This is a genomic window from Leisingera sp. ANG49, assembly GCF_059694505.1.
This window is the reverse complement of the sequence record NZ_JCATZN010000013.1, coordinates 1-24,147: the sequence shown is the minus strand read 5'-3', so window position 1 is coordinate 24,147 and position 24,147 is coordinate 1. Positions and strand designations below refer to the sequence as shown.

Here is a 24,147-nt window from a genome sequence, read left to right as displayed (position 1 = left end):
ATGACAGGCAACCTGAATATCGTAGTTGCCCAAAGCCCTGCGGACCTCGACGGTCCGCAGGCACGGCTGGCGTGGTTAGGCAACTGTCTGTCCCGACTGCAAGGGCAGCACACCGATCTGCTGGTGCTGCCTGAGCTGTTTCTGACCGGATATAACATCGGCAGCCGGGTTTCAGACTGGGCGGAACCGGCGGACGGGCCGTCGGCGCAGGTGGTCGCGGAACTCGCCCGGGCGCATCAGGTGGCGATTCACTACGGATTTGCGGAGCAATCCAGCGGTGACCTGTTCAATTCAGCCTCCTGCATCGGCAAGGACGGCAGCCTGCTGGCAACCCACCGCAAACTCCTGTTGCCGCCTGGCTTTGAAGGTGACCATTTCAACCCCGGCAAAACCTACACGCTGTTCGAGCTGGAGGGGTTCAAAGCTGCCACACTGATCTGCTACGACGCCGAGTTCCCTGAAACCTTCCGGGCGGTCGCCCAGGCCGGGGCAGAGCTGGTTCTGGTTCCCACAGCCTTGGGCGCGCATTGGGGCGTGGTGGCAAACACCGTCATTCCCGCACGCGCGTTCGAAAACGGGGTTTTCGTTTGCTACGCAAACTCCTGCGGGCATGAGAACGGTATGGATTATTTCGGAGGAAGCTGTGTCATCGCACCTAATGGGCATGAACTGGCCAGAGCAGGGACAGGCGAAGAGCTGCTGTGCGTGCAGGCCGAAAAAGATGCGGTTTCCTCTGCTCAAGCGCGCCTGCCATATCTAGAGGACCGGCTGAAGCTGCCCAGCTTGTCTGGCTGACCAGCTTAGAAGCACGGGCTCCAGATTGCATGCCGCCCACCCTGCGCTTGCAAATCAAAGAGAACTGACATGCAAATACCTGTCTACCTTGTAGATGCCTTTACCGAGCAGCCACTGACCGGCAATCCCGCCGCTGTTTGCCCACTTGACCGCTGGCTGCCGAACGCGGTGATGCAATCCATTGCAACCGAGATGAACCAATCGGAAACCGTCTTCTTTGTCCCCCGGAGGAAGGCAGCAGACACCAAAACCCACCGGGAATTCGAAATACGTTGGTTCACACCAACCCGGGAGGTCGACATGATCGGACACGCAACTTTGGCGGCGGGCCACCTACTGTTGACCAGTCTTGAACCCGCGCTTGAAGAGACCCGCTTTTTTTCCTCTTCTGCCGAGATGTCAGTCCACCGGGAAAACGGGCTATTGAAACTGCAGATGCCGGCATTGTTACCTGCGGCAGTCGAAGAACCTGACGGCCTGAGCCGGGCCTTGGGAGCAAAACCTCAACAAGTTCTGGCTGCAAAGCACTATCTGGCTGTGTTTGAAAACGCGGAAGATGTGCTCCGCCTTCGGCCGGACTTTGATGCTCTTTCCAAGCTCCCCTTGCCGGCAGTCATCGTCACAGCAAAAAGCCAGGGCGAGGACGACTTCGTTTCGCGCTTTTTTGCTCCGGCCAACGGTGTTCCGGAGGATTCGGTCTCCGGTGTTGCGCATTGTTGCCTCGCTCCTTTTTGGTCTTCGCGTCTGGGCAAGCAGCAATTAAGGGGGCGTCAATTGTCATCCCGGGGCGGCATGGTCTTGTGTCAACATGACGGCGCCAAAGTTGTTCTCGGAGGCAATGCAGTGGTTACCTTAGAAGGAAGAATTTCATTCTGACGCGTTGTCCGGTACAAGAGGAGCTTCCAATGCGGAAGTCGGCGCGCTTGACTTAGAGGTCTGTTCTCAGTTTTTGCAGCTTGCAAATTATGCCGGAGACTCGTCTGAAACTGATCAGCTGAAGGCGCAATAAAACCTAGGCAATCCGGAGCTCCCCAAGCAGCAGGCATTACCGGCCCAGATCGGACATTTGTGCTCAGTGCAGCATTTTTTTCGTGCCAATGGTTCGGCAGGGGACTTTCCGCTCATTCGCCACGTGCGCGACATCGATTCATCAGTGCGCCAGCTTTGAGCACGAAGGCAAAAATTGCAAACTCGCGTTCACCGTTCCGGGTTAAATAGCTCGACCTGTTCGACACCGACCGGCGACCGAAATGACTCTTCACAATGCGGCTTCCCGGAAAGGCAAGCTTTCACCGGACTACGTGAACTGAACACTGTGCCTGGCGCACCACACGAGCAGCTGTAGAACCAAGAAAAAGATCCTGCATTCCTGGCCGATGGCTAGCCAGGACAATGCAATCCTTCGCGTTCTCCTTGGCGTAATCGAGGATGCTGCGAGCACTGTGGCCTTCCACCACGACGACCTCGGTGTCCGTTAGGCTTTCTGCCAGAGGGGCAAGCTTTCCGGTGACCGTGGCACGCGCGACTTCGTGGTGGTTCTGCGGCAGTTGGTCGCTCGCATACTGCGGCAGCTGCTCCAGCACATGCAGAACAGTGATCCGGCCTCCGCTTGCGCGGATGGCGTCAGCGATCTCCAGCGCTTGGGCGGCATTGCGGCCGGCCTCAAAAGAGACCGGGACCAGGATATTGTTGTATTTGGGCATTGTCATTTTCTCCGTCGAAAAGGGCGGCAGGCGCTCCACAGGGCGGAGACACCTGCCCAGGGAGAGGAGGGTCAGGACGCGAACATGTCTTTGTATTGGTCGCGCAGGATGTTTTTCTGGACCTTGCCCATGGTATTGCGGGGCAGTTCGTCCAGCAGGATCAGCTGGCGAGGGTGCTTGAAGCGGGCTAGCGCCTGGCGGACTGCCTCCATCATGGCGTCCAGATCGGGGGACTGGCCGGGTTCAGCGATGACTACACCCAGCACGGTCTCTCCAAAATCCGGATGTGGCACGCCGATCACCGCGCTTTCCAGCACACCGGGCTGGTCGTCCAGCACCAGCTCGATTTCCTTGGGATAGATGTTGTAGCCGCCCGAGATGATCAGGTCCTTGTTACGGCCGACAATATGGACATAGCCGCCTTCGTCGATCTTCCCGAGGTCGCCAGTGATGAAGAACCCGTCTTCGCGCAGTTCGGCGGCGGTTTTTTCCGGCATCTGCCAGTAGCCCTTAAACACGTTGGGGCCGCGCACCTCGATCTGGCCAACCTCCCCCTGCGGCAGGGTATCGCCGCTGGCCGGGTCGGTGATTTTCAGCTCCACCCCCGGCAGCGGGAACCCGACAGTGCCCGCGCGGCGGTCGCCCTCAAACGGGTTGGAGGTGTTCATATTGGTCTCGGTCATGCCATAGCGTTCGAGGATGCGGTGACCGGTGCGCTCTTCGAACTGAACATGGGTTTCCGCCAGCAGCGGCGCCGAGCCGGAGACGAACAAGCGCATGTGCTGCGTGAGGTCGCGGGTGAAGCGCTCGTCGCCCAGCAGGCGGGTATAGAAGGTCGGCACCCCCATCATGGTGGTGGCCTGGGGCATGCGCTCCAGCACCATGTCGAGATCGAACTTCGGCATGAAGATCAGGCTGCCGCCGGCTGCCAGCGTGACATTGGTGGCGACGAACAGTCCGTGGGTGTGGAAGATCGGCAGTGCGTGCAGCAGCACGTCATCGCTGGTGAACCGCCACTCCTGCGCCAAGGTTTCCGCGTTGGACAGCAGGTTGTTCTGGGTCAGCATCGCCCCTTTTGAGCGACCGGTGGTGCCGGAGGTGTAGAGGAAGGCTGCCAGGTCATCGCCGTCCCGGTCAACAGTGGCAAAGGAGACCGGCATGGCGGCCGCCTGATCCGTCAGGGTGCCGGAGCCGTCGGCATTCAGCGTCTCGATCCCGGCGCCGAGCTGCTTGGCGATGGGGGTCAAAGTGGCCTCATTGCGGGCATCGCAGATCACAACGGAGGCACCGCTGTTTTCGATGAAGTAGGTGAGTTCGTCGGCGGTGTAAGCTGTGTTCAAGGGCAGGAAGATCAGTCCGGCCTGCGCGCAAGCGGCATAAAGCGCCAGGGCTTCGGGGGATTTCTCCACCTGCGCCGCAACCCGGTCACCTGGTTTCAGCCCGGTCTGTGCCAGCACATTGGCGATCTGAGCGGCGGTGCCGAGAAAGTCCTGATGGGTGATCACCTCACCGTTCAGCAGATGCAGGAAGGGCGTGGCCTTCCCGGCGTGGATGCCGAAAAGGCGGTCAAACAATGGATTTGCCATGGGGTGTTGCCTTTCTTAAGCCTGTGCGCTGGCAGCGGATGCAGCGAGGGTTTGCACGTCTGCGGAGGCCACCACCTCCTGGGTGGCCGCGAAGTGCTCGTGGTTCTGGGCGGTTTTGCCGAGATCGTAGAGGTAGTTGACCATGGTGCCGCCGGACTGGGCGCGACCCTTGTCCGAGGTGTCGGCGTCGGCGTGGACAGCGTGCACAATTGCGCCGTTGCCCAGATGGAAGCGGGCGACCGGGTCATAGGGCAGGCCGCCCTTGCCTTTGGCGCTCAGCAGGTAGCGGGCGGCGATGGCGCGCATTTCTTCCGGGTTTTCGGTGTCCCAGCTGAGGCCTTCCTGTTTCAGCCATTTGGTCAGGCCGGGGATGGGCGAGAGAGTGACGAAGGTGTCGAGGCCTGACAGCTCGGCGGCCAGATCGCTCGCCACCTGCTTGATCAGCGAGTTGCCGAAGGAGATGCTGGCCAGCCCTGCCTGGCAGTTGGAGATCGAGTAGAACACCGCGGTGGTGGCATCTGCGGCGGGCATAGCCGCACGGTCCTCGGCCAGCAGGGCCTGGACCGAGCCGGGGATTCCCTTGGTCAGGGCCACCTCGACAAAGATCAGCGGCTCATCCGGCATCGACGGGTGGAAGAAGGCAAAGCAGCGCCGGTCCGAGGGCTCCAGCCTGCGGCGCAGGTCGTCCCAGCTGCCGATGGCATGCACCGCCTCATAGGCGATGATCTTTTCCAGGATATGCGCCGGGCTCTCCCAGCTGATCGGACGCAGCACCAGGAAGCCGCGGTTGAACCAGCTGGCAAAGAGGTGGCGGAAGTCGAGATCCAGCGCCTCCAGTTCCGGCTCTCCCCGGCCCAGCCGCAGCAGGTCCGCCCGCATCCTGACCAGCGCGCCGGTTGCATCGGGCACCCGGTTGAGGCGGCGGATCAGCTCCTGCCGCCGCGGCTCCGAGGCCTCCATGAAGGCGCGGTAGGTGGCCTTGGACGGGTTATTTTCATAGGCTTCCAGGGACTTGCGAACGGATTCGGGGGCGATGTTCATGCCGGTGGCGAGCTGGCGGAAGAAGGCGGATTTGCCCTCGTCCTCCAGCGCTGCAAACCGGGTCAGGATTTCCTCGGCCAGGGCGAGGCCGGAGGTTTCCCCGGTGGAACCGACCAGCGCGCTGGCCAGCTCCTCCAGCGGTCGGCCGTCCGGCGCCGCGGCGGCCTCGCGGCGCTGGCGCCGCTCGAAAACCGTGGACAGGAGATCAGCCAGAAGGGTCATAGCGCCGCTCCCATCACCAGATCGGGCAGCCAAGTGGCCAGGCCCGGGAACAGGCAGAGGAGGACAATCGCCAGCACCATGCAGGCCACAAAGGGCAGCGAGCCGGTGAGGATGGTTTTCAGCGAGATGTCCGGGGCAATGCCGTTGATCACATAGAGGTTGAGGCCAACCGGCGGCGAGATCAGGCCGATCTCCATGTTGATGGTCAGCACCACGGCGAACCAGATCGGATCAAAGCCGGCGGTGGTGATGATCGGCAGCAGGATCGGTGCCGCCATCAGGATCACCGCAACCGGCGGCAGGAAGAAGCCGGCGATCAGCAGGAAGACGTTGACTGCCCCCATCAGCACCCAGCGGTTCACGTCCAGCGTACCGATCCATTCAGCGATCGCCTGAGTGATGAACAGTGACGACAGCATATAGGAGAACACACCGGCGGCGGCGATGATGAAAAGGATCATCACGCTTTCCTTGGTGCTGTCGCGCAGCACCACCCACAGATCGCGCGGATTCCACAGCTTGTAGATGATCATCGCGATCATCAGGCAAAGGAGTGCGCCGACCGCTGCGGTTTCCGACGGCGTGGCAATGCCGCCGTACATGGCGTAGAGCACACCGAGGATGATCGCCAGGAAAGGCAGCACGCGGGGCAGGATCTCGAACCGCTGGCCCCAGGTGTAGCTGCCCGAGCCGAGGCGCGTGGCATCGCCGGAGCGCCAGGTCGAATAGAGCGACCAGGCCATGAACAGGCCGACCAGCATCAGCCCCGGGATCACGCCGGCCAGGAACAGGCGGCCGATCGAGGTCTCGGTTGCGATGCCGTAGACGATCATGGTGACCGAGGGTGGGATCAGGATGCCGAGGGTGCCGCCTGCAGCGATGGAGCCGGCTGCCACGCCATCCGGATAACCGCGCTTGCGCATCTCGGGGATGCCCATCTTGCCGATGGCGGCGCAGGTAGCAGGCGAGGAGCCGGACATGGCGGCAAACAGCGCGCAGGCGCCGAGGTTGGAAACCACCAGCCCGCCGGGAATGCGGGTCAGCCAGCGCTCCAGCGCCTCATAAAGGTCGGCGCCAGCCCGGGTGGAGGCGATCGAGGCGCCCATGATGATGAACATCGGGATCGATAGAAGCGCGAAGTTGTCGAGCTTACCGAACAGGATTTCGGGCATCAGCTCCAGCGAGCGGGGGCCGTCGAAGATGATCAGGAAACCGGCGGAGACAATCAGCAGGCCAATGGCCACGGAGACGCCGGAGAACAGTACGAGAATGGTGGCCAGCGCCACAATTCCGCCAAGCAGAAGCGGGTCCATCGGCTTTACTCCAGTCCAAAGGGTTTATCGATGCCGGTCAGCACGGCCACCAGATCTGCAATTAGCTGCAGCAGCAGGAGGCCGAACCCGACAGGGATAGCGAGGTAAGGGATCCACAGGCGCACGCCCCAGACGGTGTCCGACCGCCAGCCGCGCTCCCAGGCGAAATGCCAGTACTCAAAGCCGTACCACAGCATGATCGCGACGATGACGATCGACAGCACCGCGGTCAGTACCGCCAGGGCAAAGCGGCCGCGCGGCGCCAGCGACAGCGGGATCAGGTCGACATTCACATGGCCGCGCAGCCGCTGCACATAAGGCAGCCCCACCAGGGTTGCTGCGATGATCAGATAGATTACGGCCTCGGTCTGCCAGATGGTGGAGCCGTTCAGCACAAAGCGCACCACGATCATCTGGCAAGTGATGGCGACCGCGGCGACGATCATGCCGGCCGAGCACCAGCCCGCAAGGGTCGAAAGCGCCGCGACCAGGCGAAGAAAGGGATTGTTGCCGGCATGGGCAATGGCTGCATTGCTATGGCTGGCCATCATCGCCTCCCGTTGTTGAAGAAGTTGAGGGGGAGCGGAGCGGCGCAAGGGCCACTCCGGCGGCAGTCAGGCGAGGGGATCACTCAACTGCCAGCGCCAGGTCGAGCAGTGTCTGCCCGTCCGGAACCTCATCGACAAACTTCTGATAGGAGGTCTCCATCGCCAGCTTGCGCCAGGCTTCGAAATCCTCCGCCGTCATCTCGGCGATCTCGACACCGGCATCGGCAAAAATCTTGGCCGAGGTGGCGTCCTGTTTCTTGGCCTCTTCCAGATAGAAGGCCTGCGCCTTTTCCGAGGCCGCCAGCAGGGCATTCTGCTGCTCTTCGCTGAGGCCGTCAAAGGTTCGCTTGTTCATCAAGAGCGGCTGATACATGAACCACAGCGCCACATCGCCCGCGGGGGTATAGCAGCTGACCTGCTCGTAGATCCGGTAGGAGACAAACGACGAGGAGGATGTATTCGCGGCCTGCAGCACGCCGGTCTGCATGGCGTTGTAGATCTCGGAAGACGCCATCGATGCAATTGATGCATTTGCACCGGCCAGCATCTGTTCAAACGACTTGCCCGCCGCCCGGGTTTGCAACCCTTTCACGTCTTCGGGTTTGGTGATGCACTTGTCCTTGCCGGCAAAACCGCCTGCCAGGTAGCCATGCACCAGTACCATCACGTCGTCTTCGGCCATCTTGGCCTCCAGCGCCTCCATGAAAGGTGAGTCGCTCAGGCGCGCGGCATGGTCATGGTTCTTCACCAGCCCCGGCATCAGGGTGAGGTTATAGGCAGGTTGCTGGCCGCCGGCGTAGGACAGCGGCAGCACCGTCATGTCCAACTGGCCGCGGCTTAGCGGCTTATACTGCTCGCGCGGTTTGAACAGCGATTTCGAGCCGAAGATCTTGATGTTCAGATCCACGTCCGCAGCCGCCACCTCGTCGGCAACGATCTGGGCGACTTGATGGCGGATGTCCTTATTGGACCATTGATGCGACAGGCGCAGCTCGGTTGCGTTTGCCAGGCTGCCCGCAGCAGCCAGCGCCAGTCCGGCCACGGCGGCCTTTAAAACAGATTTCATTTTTTCCTCCCTAAAAACTCTCCTGGCGGACCAGGGGATGGCAAAAGGGTAAACGTTCTTTGTTTTTCAAGTCAATATTTTTGTATACAAGAATGCCAAGGTTGAATTTTCACCGCGCCGTGAGTAAACCTGAAAGCATGGAACAACGCCGCGCCGACAACATCGCCGAGCAGCTGGAAGAGCTGATTTTCAACGGGACTTTTTCTGACGGAGACCGGCTGGACGAGGTCCGGCTGGCCGAGCAGTTTGGCGTTTCCCGAACGCCGCTTCGCGAAGCCTTTCAACGGCTTGCGCTGTCCGGCCTGGTGGAGCTGATCCCCCGCCGCGGCGCCTTTGTGCGCCAGCCCGGTCCGGTAGAGCTGATGGAGATGTTCGAAGTGATGGCAGAGCTGGAGGCAGTCTGCGGCCGGCTGGCGGCCTTGCGGATCACCGACCAGGCGCTTGAGGAGCTGCGGGACGCCAATTCAAAGTGCCAAGCGGCGGTCGAAGCGCGCGATTCTGATGAGTACTATGCTGAAAACGAGCGGTTCCACAGAATCATCTACCAGCAATCCGGCAACAACTTCCTGGCTCAGGAGGCGGCCAAACTGCACAAACGGCTGAAGCCTTTCCGCCGCCAGCAGTTGCGCTTCCGCGGCCGGATGGCCCAATCAATGGCTGAACATGAACATATCGTTCGGGCACTGGAAATGGGCACGTCGGACCTTGCTGCTGACACGCTTCGGGATCATGTGGCTGTCCAGGGTGAAAAGTTTCACCAGCTGATGTCCACTTTGAAAAACGCCGCTGAATAGTGTGGGGCAAGCCAAGCAGGAATTCAGGCTCTCGATGAACTAGACGTAAGTACTGAATGTCATTGACGAGTCTATTTTGCATTTTTGCACGGATCACACCTGGGCGAAAATTTGCCTGTCTTGTTTACATGAATGAGTGCAGCTATCTGGTCGGGTGATGTCAGAGTTCATCGGTTTCCTCTTTTCGGCTTGGGCTTCGATGGTTGCCGTTCAGCGCGAAATCTCGGCCGAGCTTGCTCAGGTGTTGCGTATTTACGCAGCAACAGGCGAATGGCGGTCTCTCGCAGATTTTCTTCCCTGGAGCATCGTTTTCGGCGCGGCGCATGCGTTGACGCCTGGTCATTCCAAAACACTGCTCGCAACCTTCGTCGCAGGAAGCGGCACGCCGCTGTCCCGCGGCTTGCTGACGGCAGTCACGCTTTCAGCCACGCATATTGCAACCTCAATCGCGATTGTGCTGCTCGCCTTGCCGGTGGTCTCAATGACCGTCGGCGAAGTGAGGCGCGCCCCGGTCCTCGATGCGCTCAGCCGCGGACTGCTCGGGGCCGTGGGGTTTTGGCTGATCATTGTCGCGATTGGAAAGGCCAAACGCCATTCTCAGCAGGAAGGTATTTGTTTCGGTGTCTTTGCTGGCTTGATTCCGTGCCCGCTCACGCTGTTCGTCATGACCTTCGCAAGCGCCCGGGGAGTCACCGAAGCGGGCATCGCCTTTGCGTTCATGATGCTCATTGGCGTGGCATTCGTGCTGGCATTGACCGCGGCCCTTGCCACCGCCTTGCGGGCGGGCTTGGGGCATGCGCTTCCTTCTGCCGGGAATGTGGCTTTGCGGGTATCCCGTATCGCGCTTTTTTCGACTGGGGTGATCTTGCTCTTCGTTGCAAGTGTCCAGTTCACGTAAGCTGTCTGACTGGAAATTGGCCTGCGTCAAGCGACAGCGGTCGCAATACCGGCAACAGCAAGATATCTTCCGCCCTTCGCGATGGTCACGATAAGCGCGAAGCGCCAAAGCGGTTCGCGCAAGATCCCCGCGACCAGTGTCAGCGGATCTCCAATAACTGGCAGCCAGGACCCGAGAAGGCTCCAGCGGCCCCATTTGCCATACCACTCCGAAGCCTGATCCCGCCGCTTAGGCGAAACCGGAAACCAGCGGTGGTCCGAGAAATGCATGAGATACCGCCCTGCCGCCCAGTTGAGGACTGAACCCAGGACATTTCCTGCCGTTGCCACTGCCAGGAGCAGCCAAACCGGGTGGATGCCGCCAATCAGCATTCCAGCAAGAACGGCCTCTGACTGTGCTGGTAAGAGCGTTGCCGCCACAAGGGCCGCCGTGAACAGGCCGGTGATGGAGAGCATTTCAGGAGCGCATAGGCCAGCTGCGGTGCAGATCATCTATGATGATCTCATGCTTGTGGCCGCTAGTTCCGTGTTCTCGCAGATGCGGATGATCAGGCGGCAGATCGTCATGGCTGTGCTCAATTTCACCCGCCATTTTACCGGGCCACTGCAACAGGCAAGCCAGGACCCCAACGCCCGCCAGCGCGGCCAGGACAACCAGCGACGGGATGGCCCCGAACTGTGTCATCAGCAAGCCGGACAGCGGATAGGTGACAAGCCAGCAGGCATGCGACAGGGCGAACTGCGCGGCAAACACCGCGGGTCTGTCCTCTGGGTGCGCCGAACGCTTCAGCAACCGTCCTGAGGGTGTCAGCACCGCGGAATACCCAAAGCCCGCAAGCAGCCAGGCGAGCAGCAGAGCTTCCCAATGCAGATCAGATGCAGCGGTGACTGCAGCAAGCCCAAACAACGAAAGGATCATGAGGCAGGCACCCGACAGCATGACAGGGCGGTCAGGTACCCGGTCCAGAAGCCTTGGCAGCAGCAGCGCCGCCGCCATGGAGCCCGCCCCAAAGGCGAACATCGTCCAGGCCAGCGCGCTTTCCGGCAGGCCGAGAAGGCCGCGCACCAGCACGACCGAATTGACCAGCACCATCGCCCCGGCTGCCGAAACCGCAAGGTTGAGCGCTAGCAGGCCGCGCAGCCGCGGGGTTGCCAGGTAAATGCGCATTCCGCGCGTTGTGCGGTCGTAGATCCCTCGCGGCTCGGCGGCCTGAGGGCTCGGCAGCATCACTGAAACCACTAAGAGCGCGGAAGCGGCAAAGCCCGCCACGGTGCCCAGGAACAGGGTATTGTAGCTCATCAGTGCCAGCAGCAGCGCCGCGAGTGTCGGGCTTATGATGTTTTCCAGATCGTAGGCGAGGCGCGAAAGTGAAAGCGCACGGGTGTAGCGCGCCTCGTCGGGCAGCACGTCGGGAATCGTAGCCTGGAAGGTGGGCGTAAAGGCCGCCGAGGCAGACTGGAGCAGGAAGATCAGCACATAGACCTGCCAGACCTCGGTCACGAAGGGCAACGCCAGCGCCGCACCCGCCCGCACCAGGTCAAGCGCGACAAGCAGGCGGCGGCGGTTCACCCGGTCCGCAAAGGCTCCCGCAACCGGGGCGATCCCCACATAGGCCACCATCTTGATGGTGAAGACCGTGCCCAGCACCATCGCAGCGCTGTCCCCCGCCAGATCGTAGGCCAGCAGTCCGAGTGCGACAGTTGCAAGGCCCGTCCCCAGCAGAGCAACAACCTGGGCCAGGAAGAGGTGCCGGTAGGTGCGGTCAGACAGGATATCCAGCATGATTGCCTCAGAGATAGCGTGAGATGGCCTTGAGCTCGGCCCGGTCGGATTCGGAGTTTTCCCCGTCGAGGCAGTGATCCATGTGGTCATGGATCAGCGCCTGCTTGGCGTTGCGGACGGCTTTTTCCACCGCCTGAAGCTGCTGCGCGATTTCGAGACAGGGGCGCCCGTCTTCGATCATGCCGATGACTGAGCGCAGATGCCCTTCGGCGCGTTTCAGCCGTGCGGAGAGCTTGGGGTGGCTTGCATGCCGGTGTGGTTCTATCATAAGAACGAGCTATCCTCCCGTGGGGGATAAAGCAAGATGGCGTTTAGAGAGCCACGAGCAGGGACATGGTGCAGGCACGGATTGCCGGAAAATGGACGGAATGGATGCAGCGGGGCCTGGCCGCGCTCCTCTGCCTGTGCCTTATGTTCTGGTCTTCCCAGCCGGTCACCTCCCACATTCCGGATATGCTTGCTACCATCCAGGACCATGCGGAGATGATCGAAACCCACGGCCATAGCCACGGGTTCGAGGAAGACCTCGCCTGGGCTCTGCACGGCCACAGCCATGATGTTGCCGATCATGACCACAGCCCGGCGCTTCTTGTCCGTGGCTCCTTTGCCGAAGCGTGGGATGTTCCCCAAGCGGCGGGCTCTCCCGCCGGGCCGTCATGGCGTCCGGGCCCGGTCTATCGCCACGAGCGGCCTCCGCGCGTGTGATCTGGTGCCGCCCGAGCGGCCGCCACACAGATCCCACACATTCTTTTCGGAGACCAACATGACCGCAGACTTTCGGGACACGCGCCTCGCCGCTTTGAGCAGGCCGCTGTTCCTGACAACTCTTATCCTGCTTGCGCTCGGCGCAACTCAGGCCGCAGCCCACAATGTCACTGAGGGCGACGCTGGCTATATCCAGGAGATCTGGGGAGTGAACATCATCCCCTTCATGTATCTCGGCGCCAAGCACATGGTGACCGGCTACGACCACATCCTATTCCTGCTCGGCGTCGTCTTTTTCCTCTACAAGATGCGCGACGTCGGCATCTACGTCAGCCTCTTCGCCATCGGGCATTCGACCACGATGCTGCTCGGCGTCTGGTTGGGCTGGGGCATCAACGCCTATGTCATCGACGCCATCATCGGCCTCTCGGTGGTCTACAAGGTGCTCGACAACCTCGGCGCCTACCAGCGCTGGTTCGGATTCCAGCCCAATACCAAACTGGCGACGCTGATCTTCGGCTTCTTCCACGGCACCGGCCTGGCGACCAAGATCCTCGACTACGACATCGCCTCCGAGGGGCTTCTGGCCAACCTCCTGGCCTTCAACGTCGGCGTCGAGCTGGGCCAGCTCATGGCCCTGGCTGTGATCCTCATCGTCATGGGCTACTGGAGGAAATCACCGAAATTCTTCCGCCAGGCCTACTCCGCCAACGTCGTCATGATGACGCTTGGCTTCATTCTCATGGGCTACCAGCTCACAGGCCTCTTCGTGGCCGCCTGAACCGACAGGAGATATCCAGATGTTCAACGCAGAAAAACCCAGCCTCAACGAACTGCCCAGCTCGAAGCAGCTCCTCCGCTCGACAGTAACCGCTGGCGTCTCAGCCGTGGCGATCCTCGTCACCGTGGTGCTACCGGCCGAATACGGCATCGACCCGACCGGCATCGGCCGCGCCATCGGTCTGGCCGAGATGGGGGAGATCAAGACACAGCTCGCCGAGGAGGCCGAGGCCGACCGGCAGGTGGACGAACAGTCCAGCCTGCTTGACCAGATGCTCGGCCTCTTGGTGGGCGCGGCCTACGCGCAGGATACCACCGCCGCCGAGGCGGCTGAGGAGTGGCGGGACGAGACCAGCTTCATCCTGGCTCCGGGCGCCTCCGCCGAATGGAAACTGGTGATGGAAGAAGGCCAGACGGTCGAATACCGCATGCTCGTCGAGGGCGGCCGGGTCAACTTCGACTTGCACGGCCATGGTGGCGGCAACTCCGTCACCTATGAGAAAGGTCGCGGTTCTACCGGAGCCGAGGGCGAAATCGTCGCCGAATTCAACGGCGAACACGGCTGGTTCTGGCGCAACCGCGACAGCTCGAACATCACAGTGTCGGTCCAGGTCCGCGGCGAATACGTCGAGTTCAAGGACGCAAGCTGAAGTCAAAGCTGCCGTTCATACGCTATGCGGCGAACGGCAGCTCTCGCCCTTCCTGAGGGTATAGACCCCAGCGGCAGGGACACCTGGCCATGACCGCTTTGGGCTGGCTGCCGTCATGCCAGGGGGTAACCAAGATCCGCTCTGGTCTTCCAGGGCGGCTGCCTGGTCGCCGCGACGCCGCAAAGCGGCAGTGAGCCCTAAGCTGCCGCTCCTTTGGTCCTTCCATTTTTGCTCATGCAGCATGACGCGAAGGCCCCAAAGCTGACCTTGGCTAAAAATCATGGCGGAAAAACTGCCATTCCAAGACAAGCCAGAAACGCCGATTGACAGAAGCTGGCTTTGGGGTGGGGCTGGGTGAACGGTTATTTCGTTGAAGTTTGCCGCGTATCAGGCAGTCCAGGTCAGGTCATTTGTTTTCAGTTCCTGAAACCCAGAATTCGTTTCTTCGAAGGGAAACCTGCTTCGCAAGGTAATCAACAAATAACCGGACCCGCGCAGTGCTGCGCAGGTCACGGTGCAAGAGCAGCCACAGGCTTCGATAGGGCAGCGGCTTCTGAAACGGGGCACGAATCAAGTTCGGGTGCCGGTCGCCAAGATTGCACGCCAGATACGCCATCCCCAAACCAGACGCCGCCAGCGTGATCAGCGGCACCAGCTCGGATACCCGATGTTTCAGCCGGGCCTTGGGGTAATAGCTGTCCTGCAGCCACTTCGCCGTCACCTGATCCTCAGCTTCATGCCAGCCGATAAAGTTCAATCCCTCGCCGCCATTGTCCCGCACTTGCCTGGCATAGCCGCGCGTGCAATAGGCGGCCTGGGACATTTGCACCAGTTTACGCCCCACCACATCGTCAGTCACCTCATGCGCCACGCGCAAAGACACATCAGCCTCGCGCCGCGTCAGGTCAGCCACGTCATTCGTGAAAGTCATGTTCAGAGTGATATCCGGGTAGATATCTGCAAACCTTGCCAGGTCATCCATAATCGAAGTCATCGCCAGCCCGTGCGGCAAGGTTAAATAGACCGTGCCCGCAGGCTGCGCATCACGCCCGACAATCACCCGCGAGGCTGAGGCCATTTCATCCTCAACCCGCCGGGCGTAGGGCAGCAGATCCTCTCCTAGCTGGGTCAGCACCAGCCCGGCCTTTGACCGGTCAAACAAACGGCTGCCGATCCGCTCTTCCAGCACCGACAAGCGCCGGGTGAGCGTGGTGTGGTTGGCGCCGATTTCCGCCGCTGCACTGCGCAACGTGCCACTGCGCGCCACAGCCAGAAACACTTTCAGATCATCCCAGTCGAACTCTCGTCCATCCTGCGCGCTCATCCCGCTTTCCTCGAATTCCAGCCCTGTGTTTCAATTTTGAACCATCATGTCCAGTTTTGCCGGGATACACGGCAAATCCCAACCACCCTAATTTGAGGACACCGCAACGAAACACAATGGATACCACACCGTGACACCGATCCAATCCGTCCTGATCACCGGTGCAAACGCTGGTCTCGGCCGCGAAGCCGCCCGCCAGTTGTCGCATCAAAAAGGCGTCGGGAAGATCATTCTGGCCTGCCGCAGCGCCGCCAAGGCTGAGGCCGCCAAAGTCTCGCTTGAGGCCGAGACCGGACGCAAGATCTTTGACATCATGCTGATGGACATGCTCAGCCCGGAAACAATCCGCAAAGCTGTGTCCGAGATGACGGCGCCGGTGGATGCAGTTATCCTCAATGCCGGTGGCACCGGTGGCCGCACTCCCTACGCGCTGACCAAAGACGGTGTGACCCATGTTTTCGCCACCAACGTGCTGGGCCATGTTGTGCTGGTCAACGCATTGCTGGATCGCCAACTGGTCACCTCGACCGTGCTGTATGCCGGGTCCGAAGCTGCCCGCGGCATTCCGAAAATGGGTGTCGCTCGCCCGGAACTGGCCTCGGAAGAGCCCAGAGAATTCACCTCGATTGCCGATGGCAGCAAGTTTGGTCCCGAAGGCGACCCGCTGGTGGTCTATGCCAACATCAAGCTGACCGCCGCCCTTTGGATGAGTGCGATGGCCCGTCAGCACCCGAATGTGCGCTTTGTTACCATGAGCCCCGGCGGCACCACCGGCACCAACGGCTTCGACGATCTGTCCTTCGCCAAACGCCTGTTCTTCAAACATATCGGTGGCGTGCTCATGCCCCTGTTCGGCATGATGCACAACCTGGAAACCGGTGCGAAACGTTATGTCGACGGGCTGTTGAACCCGGAATACGAAAGCGGCCGCTTCTACGCCAGCCGCGCTGGCTCACCTACTGGCCCCATCGTGGATCAGATCACTATCGACGCCCGCCTGGGTGAAGCTGATCTGCAAGACAGCGCCCTCCGGGCTATCACCCAATACGCCTGACGCCACCCCGATAGGAGATCTGTCATGGAACTCGAACTTGCTCTGAAAATCCTCGTTGGCGCCGCCACCGTCATGCTTGCCGGTCTCGGCCTAATGTCGATGTTTGCTCCGCGGCGCATGGTGAAGAACTTCTCAATCGAACCGGTCGGTGTGCCGGGCCTCAGTACCATCCGCTCAGTTATAGGCGGGCTGTTCCTCTCCTGCGTCGTGATCCTGGCGCACGGGCTGATCAACGGTCAGACCATGGGCTTTGTGATTGTCTCGCTGATCCTGAGCGCGGTGGCCGCGGGCCGTGTTGTCGGCATCGTGGCAGACGGTTTGCAAAAAGAAGTGGTCCCGCCGCTCCTGGCCGAGATCGTCATCATCGCCGTTCTGATGGGCGCCCACATCAATCCGCCAGCGGCCTAAGCCGCAAACGGAGAAACCGCTGCGCTGGCGGCGGTACCGAGTAAAGCTGGGCGAAATTTGATGACGAGGTTTGCAAGGCATCAGAAAGGCCTGCGGCCAGTCAATTGCTTGTCCACGCGCCTCGGGCAGGCCACCCGGACCTCATCGGGCAGCTCATACTGAGCGCCCTCTCACCAAGGACAGCAACCAGACCCCGGCGAAACCGCCGGAGGCCAGAGAATGCTGGCTGCCCCCCGTGCCCTGTTCAACTCAGGCGCGCGCAATTGAAAGGAAAGACCTATGACCCGAGTCGTCCAGTTTTCGTCTCTCGGCGGGCCCGAAGTCCTAGAATATGCAGACCAAACACCCCAACTGCCGCGTGAAGGCGAAGTTCAGGTTGCTATGAAAGCCGCCGGGCTTAACCGGGCCGAACTGCTCTTTTTCGGTGGCGCCTATCTGGTTCAGCCGAAACTGCCGTCGGCAGTCGGAATTGAGGGGGCCGGTGAAATCGTTGCAACCGGCCCAGGTGTCGAGAATTTTGCAGTGGGCGACCGCGTCGCCATCCTTCCGGTCTTCAAGACAGATGAATATGGTGTGCTTGGACAAGTTGTGAACCTGCCTGCCACCGCGCTTGAACGGATCCCGAACGATGTTTCCTATCGCGACGCGGCGGCCTCCTGGGTGGCGCTCGGCACGGCCTATGGCATTCTGGTTCAGCAGGGTGGACTCAAAAAAGATGCCGGTCAATACGTGGTTTTGAACGCGGCCAGCTCCAGTGTCGGAATCGCCGCCTTTCAAGTCATCAAAGCCCATGGCGCCATCTCTATTGCCCTGACGCGGGGGGGCGACAAGGTGGATGCGCTGAAAGACGCAGGTGCTGATCACGTGATCGTAACCAGCAGCGAAAACACAACTGCGCGAATTCTGGAGATCACCGAAGGACGCGGCTTCGATATCGCTTGTGATGCCGTCAGCGGCGCAGAGGCCGAAGAGATTGCAAATGCGGCGGGTTTCGAAGCGACGTTTGTGATCTACGGGCTGTTGGCCGGAGAGATTGCCGCAACGCCGCTCAACGCGCTGATCGGTCGCGGCATGGCACTCAAAGGATTCCACTTTGCATGGCTGATGATGGACCACCCCGATCGCCGCAAGGCTGCCGTCGCACATATTTCCGACGGGTTGGCCAATGGCACCTACACGCCGGCAATCGACAGGGTGTTTTCCTTTGCCGAAGCGGCGGATGCCTATACCTACATGGCATCGAACGCACAGATCGGAAAAATCGTGGTCGACATCGGGCATTAAGCGAGCCGGTCAGTTTCTCTAAGCCTGTCTCAGCCACATGCATAAAGCGTTTTACTCAGAACGGGCGTGCCGTCTTGCGGTGCGCCTGCAGAAACGTGAAGGTAGGGCGAAGGCCCGGAATGGGCCGGTTAGTGACCCGGGGAGAAAATTCGCATCGCATAGTCTGCGCGGTTAATTGGATCCTCGGGTGCGGAGCCGTCGGCAATCATTGCATTCACTATTGCTAGGCGAGGCGCCATACCGTGGCCGTTGGCTACCTGAATGGCCAAACCGGGGCGCGCATTGAGCTCTAGAACCTGTGGACCCGCCTGACGGTCCAACACAATATCCGCACCCAAGTAGCCGAGCGTTGTTGCAGCCTGGCAGCGCGCGGCCAACCGCACGACGGCCTGCCAAGGCGGCACACTGATATCTGCCAGATTTGCCCCGGTGTCGGGGTGCTTTTTGATCGGTGTGCCGTTTTGCACGGCGCGCAATGCCCGGCCGCTGGCGATGTCTAGCCCGACGCCAACGGCTCCTTGATGCAGGTTTGCCTTACCGTCAGATGCCGCCGTGGACAGTCGCGTCATCGCCATCACCGGGAAGCCTTTGTAGACTATGACGCGGATATCCGGCACGCCTTCGTAGGTGAAGCCGTCAAAGACCCGGTCGAAATCAACCATCGCTTCGATCATTGCCACATCAGGCTTGCCCCCGAGAGAAAAAAGGCCGCTGAGCGTATTGTTGATATGGCGCGCCAGGGCATCGAAGCCGACCAGCTCGCCGGAGGGTTTGACGTATTGATCCCTGTCGCGCCCAGAGATCACCAGAATGCCCTTGCCGCCACTGCCGCAGGCGGGTTTGATGACAAATTGCTGCCATGGGGCCAGAAATTCCGCGAGCTCCCGGATCTGGCCAGTCTGCCGGACAACCCCGATGAGCTTGGGTGTGTCGAGCCCGTGCTCCTCGGCCAGAACCTTGGTTTTCAGCTTGTTGTCGACCAGCGGGTATAGATGGCGTGGGTTATTCTGCGCGATCAGTTCCACGTTGCGGCGGTTCATGCCCACGATGCCTGCCCGCGCCAGCCTCCGCGGAGACGCTAGACCGAACATCAGCTATCCCTCGCCAGCGGCTCGAAACGCCGCAGCTCGCTCAGCCGGTAGCCGGTGTACTGACCGATCACCAAGATCACCGCCAGAACCACCAGCAGCAGCTCAGGGAATTCGAAGGTCCAGAATTCAACGTAGCGATTGGTCATTGCCAGGTAGGCGATCACGGCCGTCAAAAGGCTGCCGCCGCCCTGAAGCAGCACGTCCTTCATGCCTTCCTCTTCCGCCAGAACCGACATCCGTTCGATGGTCCAGGAGATAATGATCATCGGGAAGAAGGTCACCGAAAGGGCCTGCGTAACCCCCATTTTGAAACCGACAACGGACAGGAAGATATAGAGCACGATCACAACAATGAGCACCGCTGCGATCCGCGGCACAAGCAGCAGGTTCAGGGAGGTCAGATAGCCCCTGATGAACAGGCCGATACTGACCACGACAACAAACAGGATCAGCCCCGTCACAAGCTCTGTTTGCACAAAGACCAGCGCAATCAGGATCGGCATGAAGGTGCCCGAAGTTTGCAGCCCGACCAAGTTACGCAACACCACCACAATGAGCGCGCCAATGGGGATCAGCAGCAGGGTCTTGAAGGCGTTCTGCGATTCAACCGGCAAAGAAAAAATTGAGAAATCGATCAGGCTGGCCCCGCGGTACTGGCCATAGCTCAGCGCTACCTTGCCTGCCGCCAGCTCGTCAGCGATGACCGCAAACTTGATCTCAGACTCATCTGCGCCTTCTACTTCATAAAGGCTGCGCGATCCGATTTGCCATGGAAGGAACAGCTCGGGCAGGCCTGCCTCGCCGTTGCGCGGATTGATGACAGCCCAGGTATCTTCGTGCCAGACGGCAATAAGCTCGCTCAGTCGGGTCGAGCGCCGCTTTTCGTCCAGGAACATGCCGCGCACGATCATTGTGGGCACCTTGGCCGCATGCAGCAGCTTGGTGATCATATCAACCTTGTCGCCCGGGCTGGCCTCTTCTCCCAGAAGGACCTGCACGGTCGGCGAAGGGCTGTCTGCCCAGATTTCCTGCGACAGCCGGATCGCCATGCCCTTGGCATTGGCCGACAGCGCGTGGGCGTCAGCCAGCACGGATTCTGCCGCACCTGCTTCGCTTTCCTGGAAAGCCGGGGCTTCCGGCTTGTCCGGCGTGTCGAATTCTCCAAACACATCCGGTCGGCCACCACCGCGGTAGATGCGCGCACGGTGGTAAACCGAATGTTCGCCGTCGGCCTCGCGGGCCTCCCAGACACCGGTTCTGCCGAGCTCGGTCTTTTCCACATAGTATCCGAACCCGTGACCAGCGACGCCCTGATCCAGAACCAGCAAGTCGTTGGTGCTGGTTGGCAGGTTCAGCCGGACCCGGACCGGCTCTCCCTTGGCTTGAAAAGTGACTTTGGCCTCGGCTGTCCAGACGGTTTCCCTTTCGCCTGGCCAGATCGGGAACCCGAGTTGTAAATGCTTGAAAGCGGCCAGTCCGAAACCGGCTATCAGGAGTACGGCGACTATAAGTCTGAGCTGAATCTTTGCAGTCATAGAAAAAGCTTTGTCTGGCGGAACTTTATTCGGCTACGGAAGTGTCCTGAATGTACTCGCGGCTAACGTCGATCAAAGCGACGCCGGATAGGTAATTGCGTCCAATGAGGATCGGGTATTCAAATCCGCTGCGGTCGCTCAGGTTGACATCGATCCGGCGCACCACTTCGCCGATCGCCACATCCATCTTGATCACGGGGCGGCGGTGATGGCCGCCGCCGCGCTTCAGAATCTCAGCGAACCGTTCAACCTTGCGCTCGACTTTGACTGAAACGTCCTGTTCATCGTTGCGCAGAACGAACCGTACCCAGTCTTCGCCGTCCCTTTCAAACTCCTCGATGTCCTGCGCGTGAACCGACGTCGTTGTTGCTCCGGAATCTATCCTCGCTTCCCAGGCAACGCCATGTTCCGGCAGCTGGACCATCTCAGCCTCGCCAAGAACCTGCATTTCACCATGCGAAAGGTATTCTTTCAGTTCGATGACCTTGGGCGTTTCCTCTGCATGCACAGTGGAAACAGAAATCACAAATGCAAATATGGAAACGGGGAGAATTTGATATCTCAACGCTCAGTTCCTTCATTCGTTACTCCCCAATGCTCGTTGGGGTATGCTTATTTTTTAGCGGCGGTTCTCTGGTTTCAATCAAGTAGCTCTCAACCTGTTCCCGGCCTGCCTTTCCAGATCCTATCAGCCCAGCCTTTTCCAAGATTATGACCCCGAGCGTGCTTCGTGGTAGCAGCCGGCCTGCAGGTTGTCGAGATTTGACACCATCCGTGGTATAGTTGTGAAGCTGATATACAGTTAAGTTCGGTCAGGACAAAAAACTGCTTCCCGCCGACCAAAGCTGAAACGACCGTACTTAACCAATCTTTCGTACTTGCAGAGAACGGCCGAAAAATCCCGCGGAGGCATTGCATGGAATAAAATGCTGCACCCGGTTGCCAATGGCCGCTCTGGCGACCGCTGCGATGCGGCGGCGGGTTGTGACGAATCTCCGCAAAGGGCCGTTCGACATCGTCCAGGGACCGCCAACTAGGATTGCCGCTGAGATAGGTAGTTTGAGCCCTCAGCCGACCTTTATGACTTTCAGCTAAACAGAAAATTCGACCCTGCAAACAACAATCTAATGCCCTCCGCCTCCGGCCAGGCCAATTCCCATCAGAATTGACCCAAGTACCTTCATTCGCAGTCCAGCGGCTTTGACCACGCCCGTCGCAGCTACGATATGCCCATATGTTCCTTCAATGTTGTTTGTATATCCTTGAACTATACAACCTGATCCGTCGAGCAACATGGCTTCGTGCTCTTTGTGCACCAGTTCAACAAAGGCCTGAACGCTGCCGCGGTATGTTGCGTTGTTCAACTCAAGCAAATCTCCGCTTGGCACGACCTGACCAGTGGCCACCGCTGGTTGCACAGAAACGATATGCGCAGGGAAAATCGCGTTCCGAAATGCGATATTTGCGTTGGTTTCGCATGCGATCTCGGCGGGCATTCCATCGTAAATCGTGGAGTTTGCCACCTGGGAGAACCCGGCCACAACGCGGATTGGCAAATCTTTCGGGCGGTCTGGAATGATAATCATCGACGGGCGCACTACCAATGTCGTTGCTGGACTGCCAACGCTCAGAGCAAGCTGAGTGACTGTTCCACCAACCAGGCTTCTGACTTCGGTAAAGGCAAGCGCGGTGTTTGCCTGCTCAATTGTAGCTTTGATCGCCTGACGTTCAGCCGGAATACTCTGTTCGATTTCAACCAAAGCGAGATCGAGTTGTGACTTTGCGGCCTGCAAGTCTGCTTCGGCAGCTTCCAGCGCGGCGGTCGCTTCGATGACGGTATTTGTCGTTCCGACCCCTCGGTTGACCAAGGATTGGGCGTCGTCCAGCTCGTCCCGCAGGCTAACAATCCGCGCTTCGATCTCTGTCACGCCCGCTTCGGCCACCTTTTTATTGTCCTCAGCCTTGACCTCTTCAGCGTCAATCACTGCCAGTTGCGCCTCGGCTTCCGCCAAGTCTGCGCGTTGGGCGCTGTTTTCAATGCGAAAAAGGAGATCGCCTGGTTCGACCCGCTGGCCATTCACAACCGCAACCTCAGTCACTGGACCAGTAGTTTGCGCGACGACAGACACGGTACGGAAGGGTACTACGCCTGCGTAGGTTTTCGGGTGATAGTAGAAAACTATTATGAAGACGGCGAAGGCCATGATCGCCCACAAAAACACTGCTGTTTTCATATTCCAAACGGTTATCGCTTCACCGCGACGCCGCAATTGAACATAGCGAATCACCGCTGGAAAGGATGTGAACAAAAGCTCAAACATCGTCGGTGTATCCCTTATTCAGCGTTGTGTTGGGAAGGTCAGCGGCGTCAGCTTCAGTTTTAATGTTCAGGTGAAACCGGGACCAGTCGGCCATCAAGGCGATGAGAATAGCACTTAAAGGCAGCAGCGGGTGGAAGTGATCGACAGGAAAAATTTCGTAAATCAGTGCGATCGCCAGCAAGGTTGGAATGGTCTTCGCAAGCGGTGTACCCTGAGCCCGATGTTCCGCCCAACGGTCAAAAGCGGCATAAAGGTATACGATGCCGTAGAGCCCACCAAGTACAATCACGATGACTACGATTGCAAGGAAATCGCCTTCACTTGGAGGTACAAACCAACCTGGGTCCGCGTGACCCCCGTGTGCATTGTCTGCCATTTTCCTGAATTCTCTTTCTCCAAAACTTTCTATTACAGATTGGGTAAGTTTATTTAAGTCAAGCCTATCCATACTGGTCAACTGCGTAGTGAGTCGCTGCAAACCATTCTTGACGATACAAGTGTGGTGACATTTAGGATTACGAAAAAGTGCACCCGAGCGTTCGCCTAAGACGAGTCGCCTGCTGCTTGCCCCACAAGCTGCCCTTGGTGTTGTCGCAGCGAATTCACACTTCGTCCCGCAGTGTGTGAGTTCGCATGTCGCGTGGCTTCCTCCCGCGCCTGGCACGGGCCACTCCCAATTTCACCGCTCCGGCCCCGTGTGTCAGATCACCGTCCGGCCGCAGTCCGGGCTGCGCCCACCCTGCTTTGCCCTCCGGAAGACACGAGGTCTTCCGAAGTGAAAATCAGCGAAAGCTTCGCCACTGGCGGAAAAGGAGGCGCGAGCGGGGATGTTGGAGACACAAAAAAGGAAGGGTTCTGTCGCAAATGGCAAAACTATATGTCGCCCGACAGCTGCGGACAGAAGGCTCGATGCCAGCTTTAACCAACCGCTCTGTGTAAATGATTGACAGGTACTGGAAGGATTCAAGGATTCAATAGGCCGTCGTAACGGTTCCGGACAGGAGGTTGTTATGACGAAGGCGACATAGGTGAACCCTTTTCAGCCTCAATAAGAAACCCGGTTACTTTACCATAACTTCGCATATAGCTGACTTGGCGCGACGGCGGGCACGTACGAGGAGTAATTTTATAAAAACAGATGCTTGCAGGAAGACTACTGAATGAGGCGCAGCTAAAAAAATTCTCAAACAGCAATCAGCCCCCGGCTGGCGGCTATCGCTACTGCCTGAGTTGTGTTGGCGGCTGAA

At 59.6% G+C, this 24,147-nt stretch carries 26 protein-coding genes; 10 read left to right on the top strand and 16 right to left on the bottom strand.

The genetic code is table 11. The features are described from left to right. Together AC58NV_RS22250 and AC58NV_RS22245 are read left to right on the top strand one after the other, a co-directional pair. Entirely contained in the window at positions 1-795 is a 795-nt protein-coding gene (locus AC58NV_RS22250; protein ID WP_497229101.1) for a carbon-nitrogen hydrolase family protein, read from the top strand. A 69-nt stretch (positions 796-864) separates the two neighbouring features. Continuing rightward, positions 865-1,671, top strand: a complete 807-nt coding sequence (locus tag AC58NV_RS22245; protein ID WP_497229100.1) for a PhzF family phenazine biosynthesis protein — start codon at positions 865-867, stop codon at positions 1,669-1,671. A gap of 413 nt (positions 1,672-2,084) precedes the next feature. On the opposite strand, the gene AC58NV_RS22240 is transcribed toward AC58NV_RS22245, so the two are convergent. The 6 genes from AC58NV_RS22240 to dctP form a co-directional block, all read right to left on the bottom strand. Then, the gene (locus AC58NV_RS22240) at positions 2,085-2,498 is read right to left on the bottom strand and encodes a universal stress protein (RefSeq protein WP_497229099.1); all 414 of its coding nucleotides are present in this window, start codon (positions 2,496-2,498) and stop codon (positions 2,085-2,087) included. Between the two features lie 71 nt (positions 2,499-2,569). Continuing rightward, positions 2,570-4,084, bottom strand: a complete 1,515-nt coding sequence (locus AC58NV_RS22235; protein WP_497229098.1) for a malonate--CoA ligase — start codon at positions 4,082-4,084, stop codon at positions 2,570-2,572. Between the two features lie 15 nt (positions 4,085-4,099). Next, positions 4,100-5,347 (bottom strand): malonyl-CoA decarboxylase, encoded by a 1,248-nt coding sequence (locus AC58NV_RS22230; protein WP_497229097.1) that lies wholly within the window; start codon positions 5,345-5,347, stop codon positions 4,100-4,102. Then, positions 5,344-6,660: a TRAP transporter large permease gene (locus AC58NV_RS22225; protein ID WP_497229096.1), complete on the bottom strand. Its 1,317-nt coding sequence runs from the start codon at positions 6,658-6,660 to the stop codon at positions 5,344-5,346. The genes AC58NV_RS22230 and AC58NV_RS22225 overlap by 4 nt, the downstream gene beginning before the upstream one ends. Before the next feature lie 5 nt (positions 6,661-6,665). Further along, a complete protein-coding gene (locus tag AC58NV_RS22220) occupies positions 6,666-7,208 on the bottom strand; it encodes a TRAP transporter small permease (RefSeq protein WP_039167304.1) in 543 nt (180 codons plus the stop codon). Between the two features lie 79 nt (positions 7,209-7,287). Further along, on the bottom strand, positions 7,288-8,274 hold the full coding sequence (dctP, locus tag AC58NV_RS22215) for a TRAP transporter substrate-binding protein DctP (RefSeq protein WP_497229095.1): 987 nt from the start codon (positions 8,272-8,274) through the stop codon (positions 7,288-7,290). A gap of 137 nt (positions 8,275-8,411) precedes the next feature. Here dctP and AC58NV_RS22210 point away from each other — a divergent pair, with 137 nt between their 5' ends. Next, positions 8,412-9,068, top strand: a complete 657-nt coding sequence (locus AC58NV_RS22210; RefSeq protein WP_497229120.1) for a GntR family transcriptional regulator — start codon at positions 8,412-8,414, stop codon at positions 9,066-9,068. 157 nt (positions 9,069-9,225) lie between these two features. Further along, positions 9,226-9,966: a hypothetical protein gene (locus AC58NV_RS22205; RefSeq protein ID WP_497229094.1), complete on the top strand. Its 741-nt coding sequence runs from the start codon at positions 9,226-9,228 to the stop codon at positions 9,964-9,966. A gap of 26 nt (positions 9,967-9,992) precedes the next feature. Here AC58NV_RS22205 and AC58NV_RS22200 read toward each other — a convergent pair whose 3' ends face one another. From AC58NV_RS22200 to AC58NV_RS22190, 3 genes are read right to left on the bottom strand one after another with little or no spacing between them, the layout of a single operon-like run. Then, on the bottom strand, positions 9,993-10,421 hold the full coding sequence (locus tag AC58NV_RS22200) for a YqaA family protein (RefSeq protein WP_497229093.1): 429 nt from the start codon (positions 10,419-10,421) through the stop codon (positions 9,993-9,995). Between the two features lies 1 nt (position 10,422). Then, the gene (locus AC58NV_RS22195; protein ID WP_497229092.1) at positions 10,423-11,748 is read right to left on the bottom strand and encodes an MFS transporter; all 1,326 of its coding nucleotides are present in this window, start codon (positions 11,746-11,748) and stop codon (positions 10,423-10,425) included. Between the two features lie 7 nt (positions 11,749-11,755). Further along, on the bottom strand, positions 11,756-12,016 hold the full coding sequence (locus tag AC58NV_RS22190; protein ID WP_490399042.1) for a metal-sensing transcriptional repressor: 261 nt from the start codon (positions 12,014-12,016) through the stop codon (positions 11,756-11,758). A 68-nt stretch (positions 12,017-12,084) separates the two neighbouring features. Here AC58NV_RS22190 and AC58NV_RS22185 point away from each other — a divergent pair, with 68 nt between their 5' ends. From AC58NV_RS22185 to AC58NV_RS22175, 3 genes are read left to right on the top strand one after another with little or no spacing between them, the layout of a single operon-like run. Beyond that, positions 12,085-12,453, top strand: a complete 369-nt coding sequence (locus tag AC58NV_RS22185; RefSeq protein WP_497229091.1) for a hypothetical protein — start codon at positions 12,085-12,087, stop codon at positions 12,451-12,453. Between the two features lie 58 nt (positions 12,454-12,511). Further along, positions 12,512-13,234 (top strand): HupE/UreJ family protein, encoded by a 723-nt coding sequence (locus AC58NV_RS22180; protein WP_497229090.1) that lies wholly within the window; start codon positions 12,512-12,514, stop codon positions 13,232-13,234. Positions 13,235-13,253: 19 nt separating this feature from the next. After that, positions 13,254-13,883 (top strand): transmembrane anchor protein, encoded by a 630-nt coding sequence (locus AC58NV_RS22175; RefSeq protein WP_497229089.1) that lies wholly within the window; start codon positions 13,254-13,256, stop codon positions 13,881-13,883. Between the two features lie 406 nt (positions 13,884-14,289). On the opposite strand, the gene AC58NV_RS22170 is transcribed toward AC58NV_RS22175, so the two are convergent. Beyond that, on the bottom strand, positions 14,290-15,207 hold the full coding sequence (locus tag AC58NV_RS22170) for a LysR family transcriptional regulator (protein ID WP_497229088.1): 918 nt from the start codon (positions 15,205-15,207) through the stop codon (positions 14,290-14,292). A gap of 130 nt (positions 15,208-15,337) precedes the next feature. Here AC58NV_RS22170 and AC58NV_RS22165 point away from each other — a divergent pair, with 130 nt between their 5' ends. The 3 genes from AC58NV_RS22165 (at position 15,338) to AC58NV_RS22155 (ending at position 17,953) form a co-directional block, all read left to right on the top strand. Then, a complete protein-coding gene (locus AC58NV_RS22165; RefSeq protein WP_497229087.1) occupies positions 15,338-16,261 on the top strand; it encodes an SDR family NAD(P)-dependent oxidoreductase in 924 nt (307 codons plus the stop codon). 24 nt (positions 16,262-16,285) lie between these two features. Then, positions 16,286-16,669 (top strand): DUF4345 family protein, encoded by a 384-nt coding sequence (locus tag AC58NV_RS22160; RefSeq protein ID WP_497229086.1) that lies wholly within the window; start codon positions 16,286-16,288, stop codon positions 16,667-16,669. A gap of 279 nt (positions 16,670-16,948) precedes the next feature. Further along, positions 16,949-17,953, top strand: a complete 1,005-nt coding sequence (locus tag AC58NV_RS22155; RefSeq protein WP_497229085.1) for a zinc-dependent alcohol dehydrogenase family protein — start codon at positions 16,949-16,951, stop codon at positions 17,951-17,953. Between the two features lie 128 nt (positions 17,954-18,081). On the opposite strand, the gene AC58NV_RS22150 is transcribed toward AC58NV_RS22155, so the two are convergent. The 6 genes from AC58NV_RS22150 to AC58NV_RS22125 all read right to left on the bottom strand — a co-directional run. Then, positions 18,082-19,044 (bottom strand): alpha-L-glutamate ligase-like protein, encoded by a 963-nt coding sequence (locus AC58NV_RS22150; RefSeq protein WP_497229084.1) that lies wholly within the window; start codon positions 19,042-19,044, stop codon positions 18,082-18,084. Further along, positions 19,044-20,579 carry a UUP1 family membrane protein gene (locus AC58NV_RS22145; protein ID WP_497229083.1) on the bottom strand — a complete coding sequence of 512 codons (1,536 nt, stop codon included), beginning with the start codon at positions 20,577-20,579 and terminating at the stop codon, positions 19,044-19,046. The genes AC58NV_RS22150 and AC58NV_RS22145 overlap by 1 nt, the downstream gene beginning before the upstream one ends. Before the next feature lie 25 nt (positions 20,580-20,604). Next, entirely contained in the window at positions 20,605-21,144 is a 540-nt protein-coding gene (locus AC58NV_RS22140) for an ATP-dependent zinc protease family protein (protein WP_497229082.1), read from the bottom strand. Positions 21,145-21,703: 559 nt separating this feature from the next. Then, the gene (locus AC58NV_RS22135) at positions 21,704-22,900 is read right to left on the bottom strand and encodes an HlyD family secretion protein (RefSeq protein WP_497229081.1); all 1,197 of its coding nucleotides are present in this window, start codon (positions 22,898-22,900) and stop codon (positions 21,704-21,706) included. Further along, on the bottom strand, positions 22,893-23,276 hold the full coding sequence (locus AC58NV_RS22130; RefSeq protein ID WP_497229080.1) for a hypothetical protein: 384 nt from the start codon (positions 23,274-23,276) through the stop codon (positions 22,893-22,895). Before AC58NV_RS22130 ends, AC58NV_RS22135 begins: the two co-directional genes overlap by 8 nt. Positions 23,277-23,961: 685 nt before the next feature. Further along, positions 23,962-24,147 (bottom strand): hypothetical protein (locus AC58NV_RS22125; protein ID WP_497229079.1); only part of this gene is annotated, 186 nt, incomplete at its 5' end.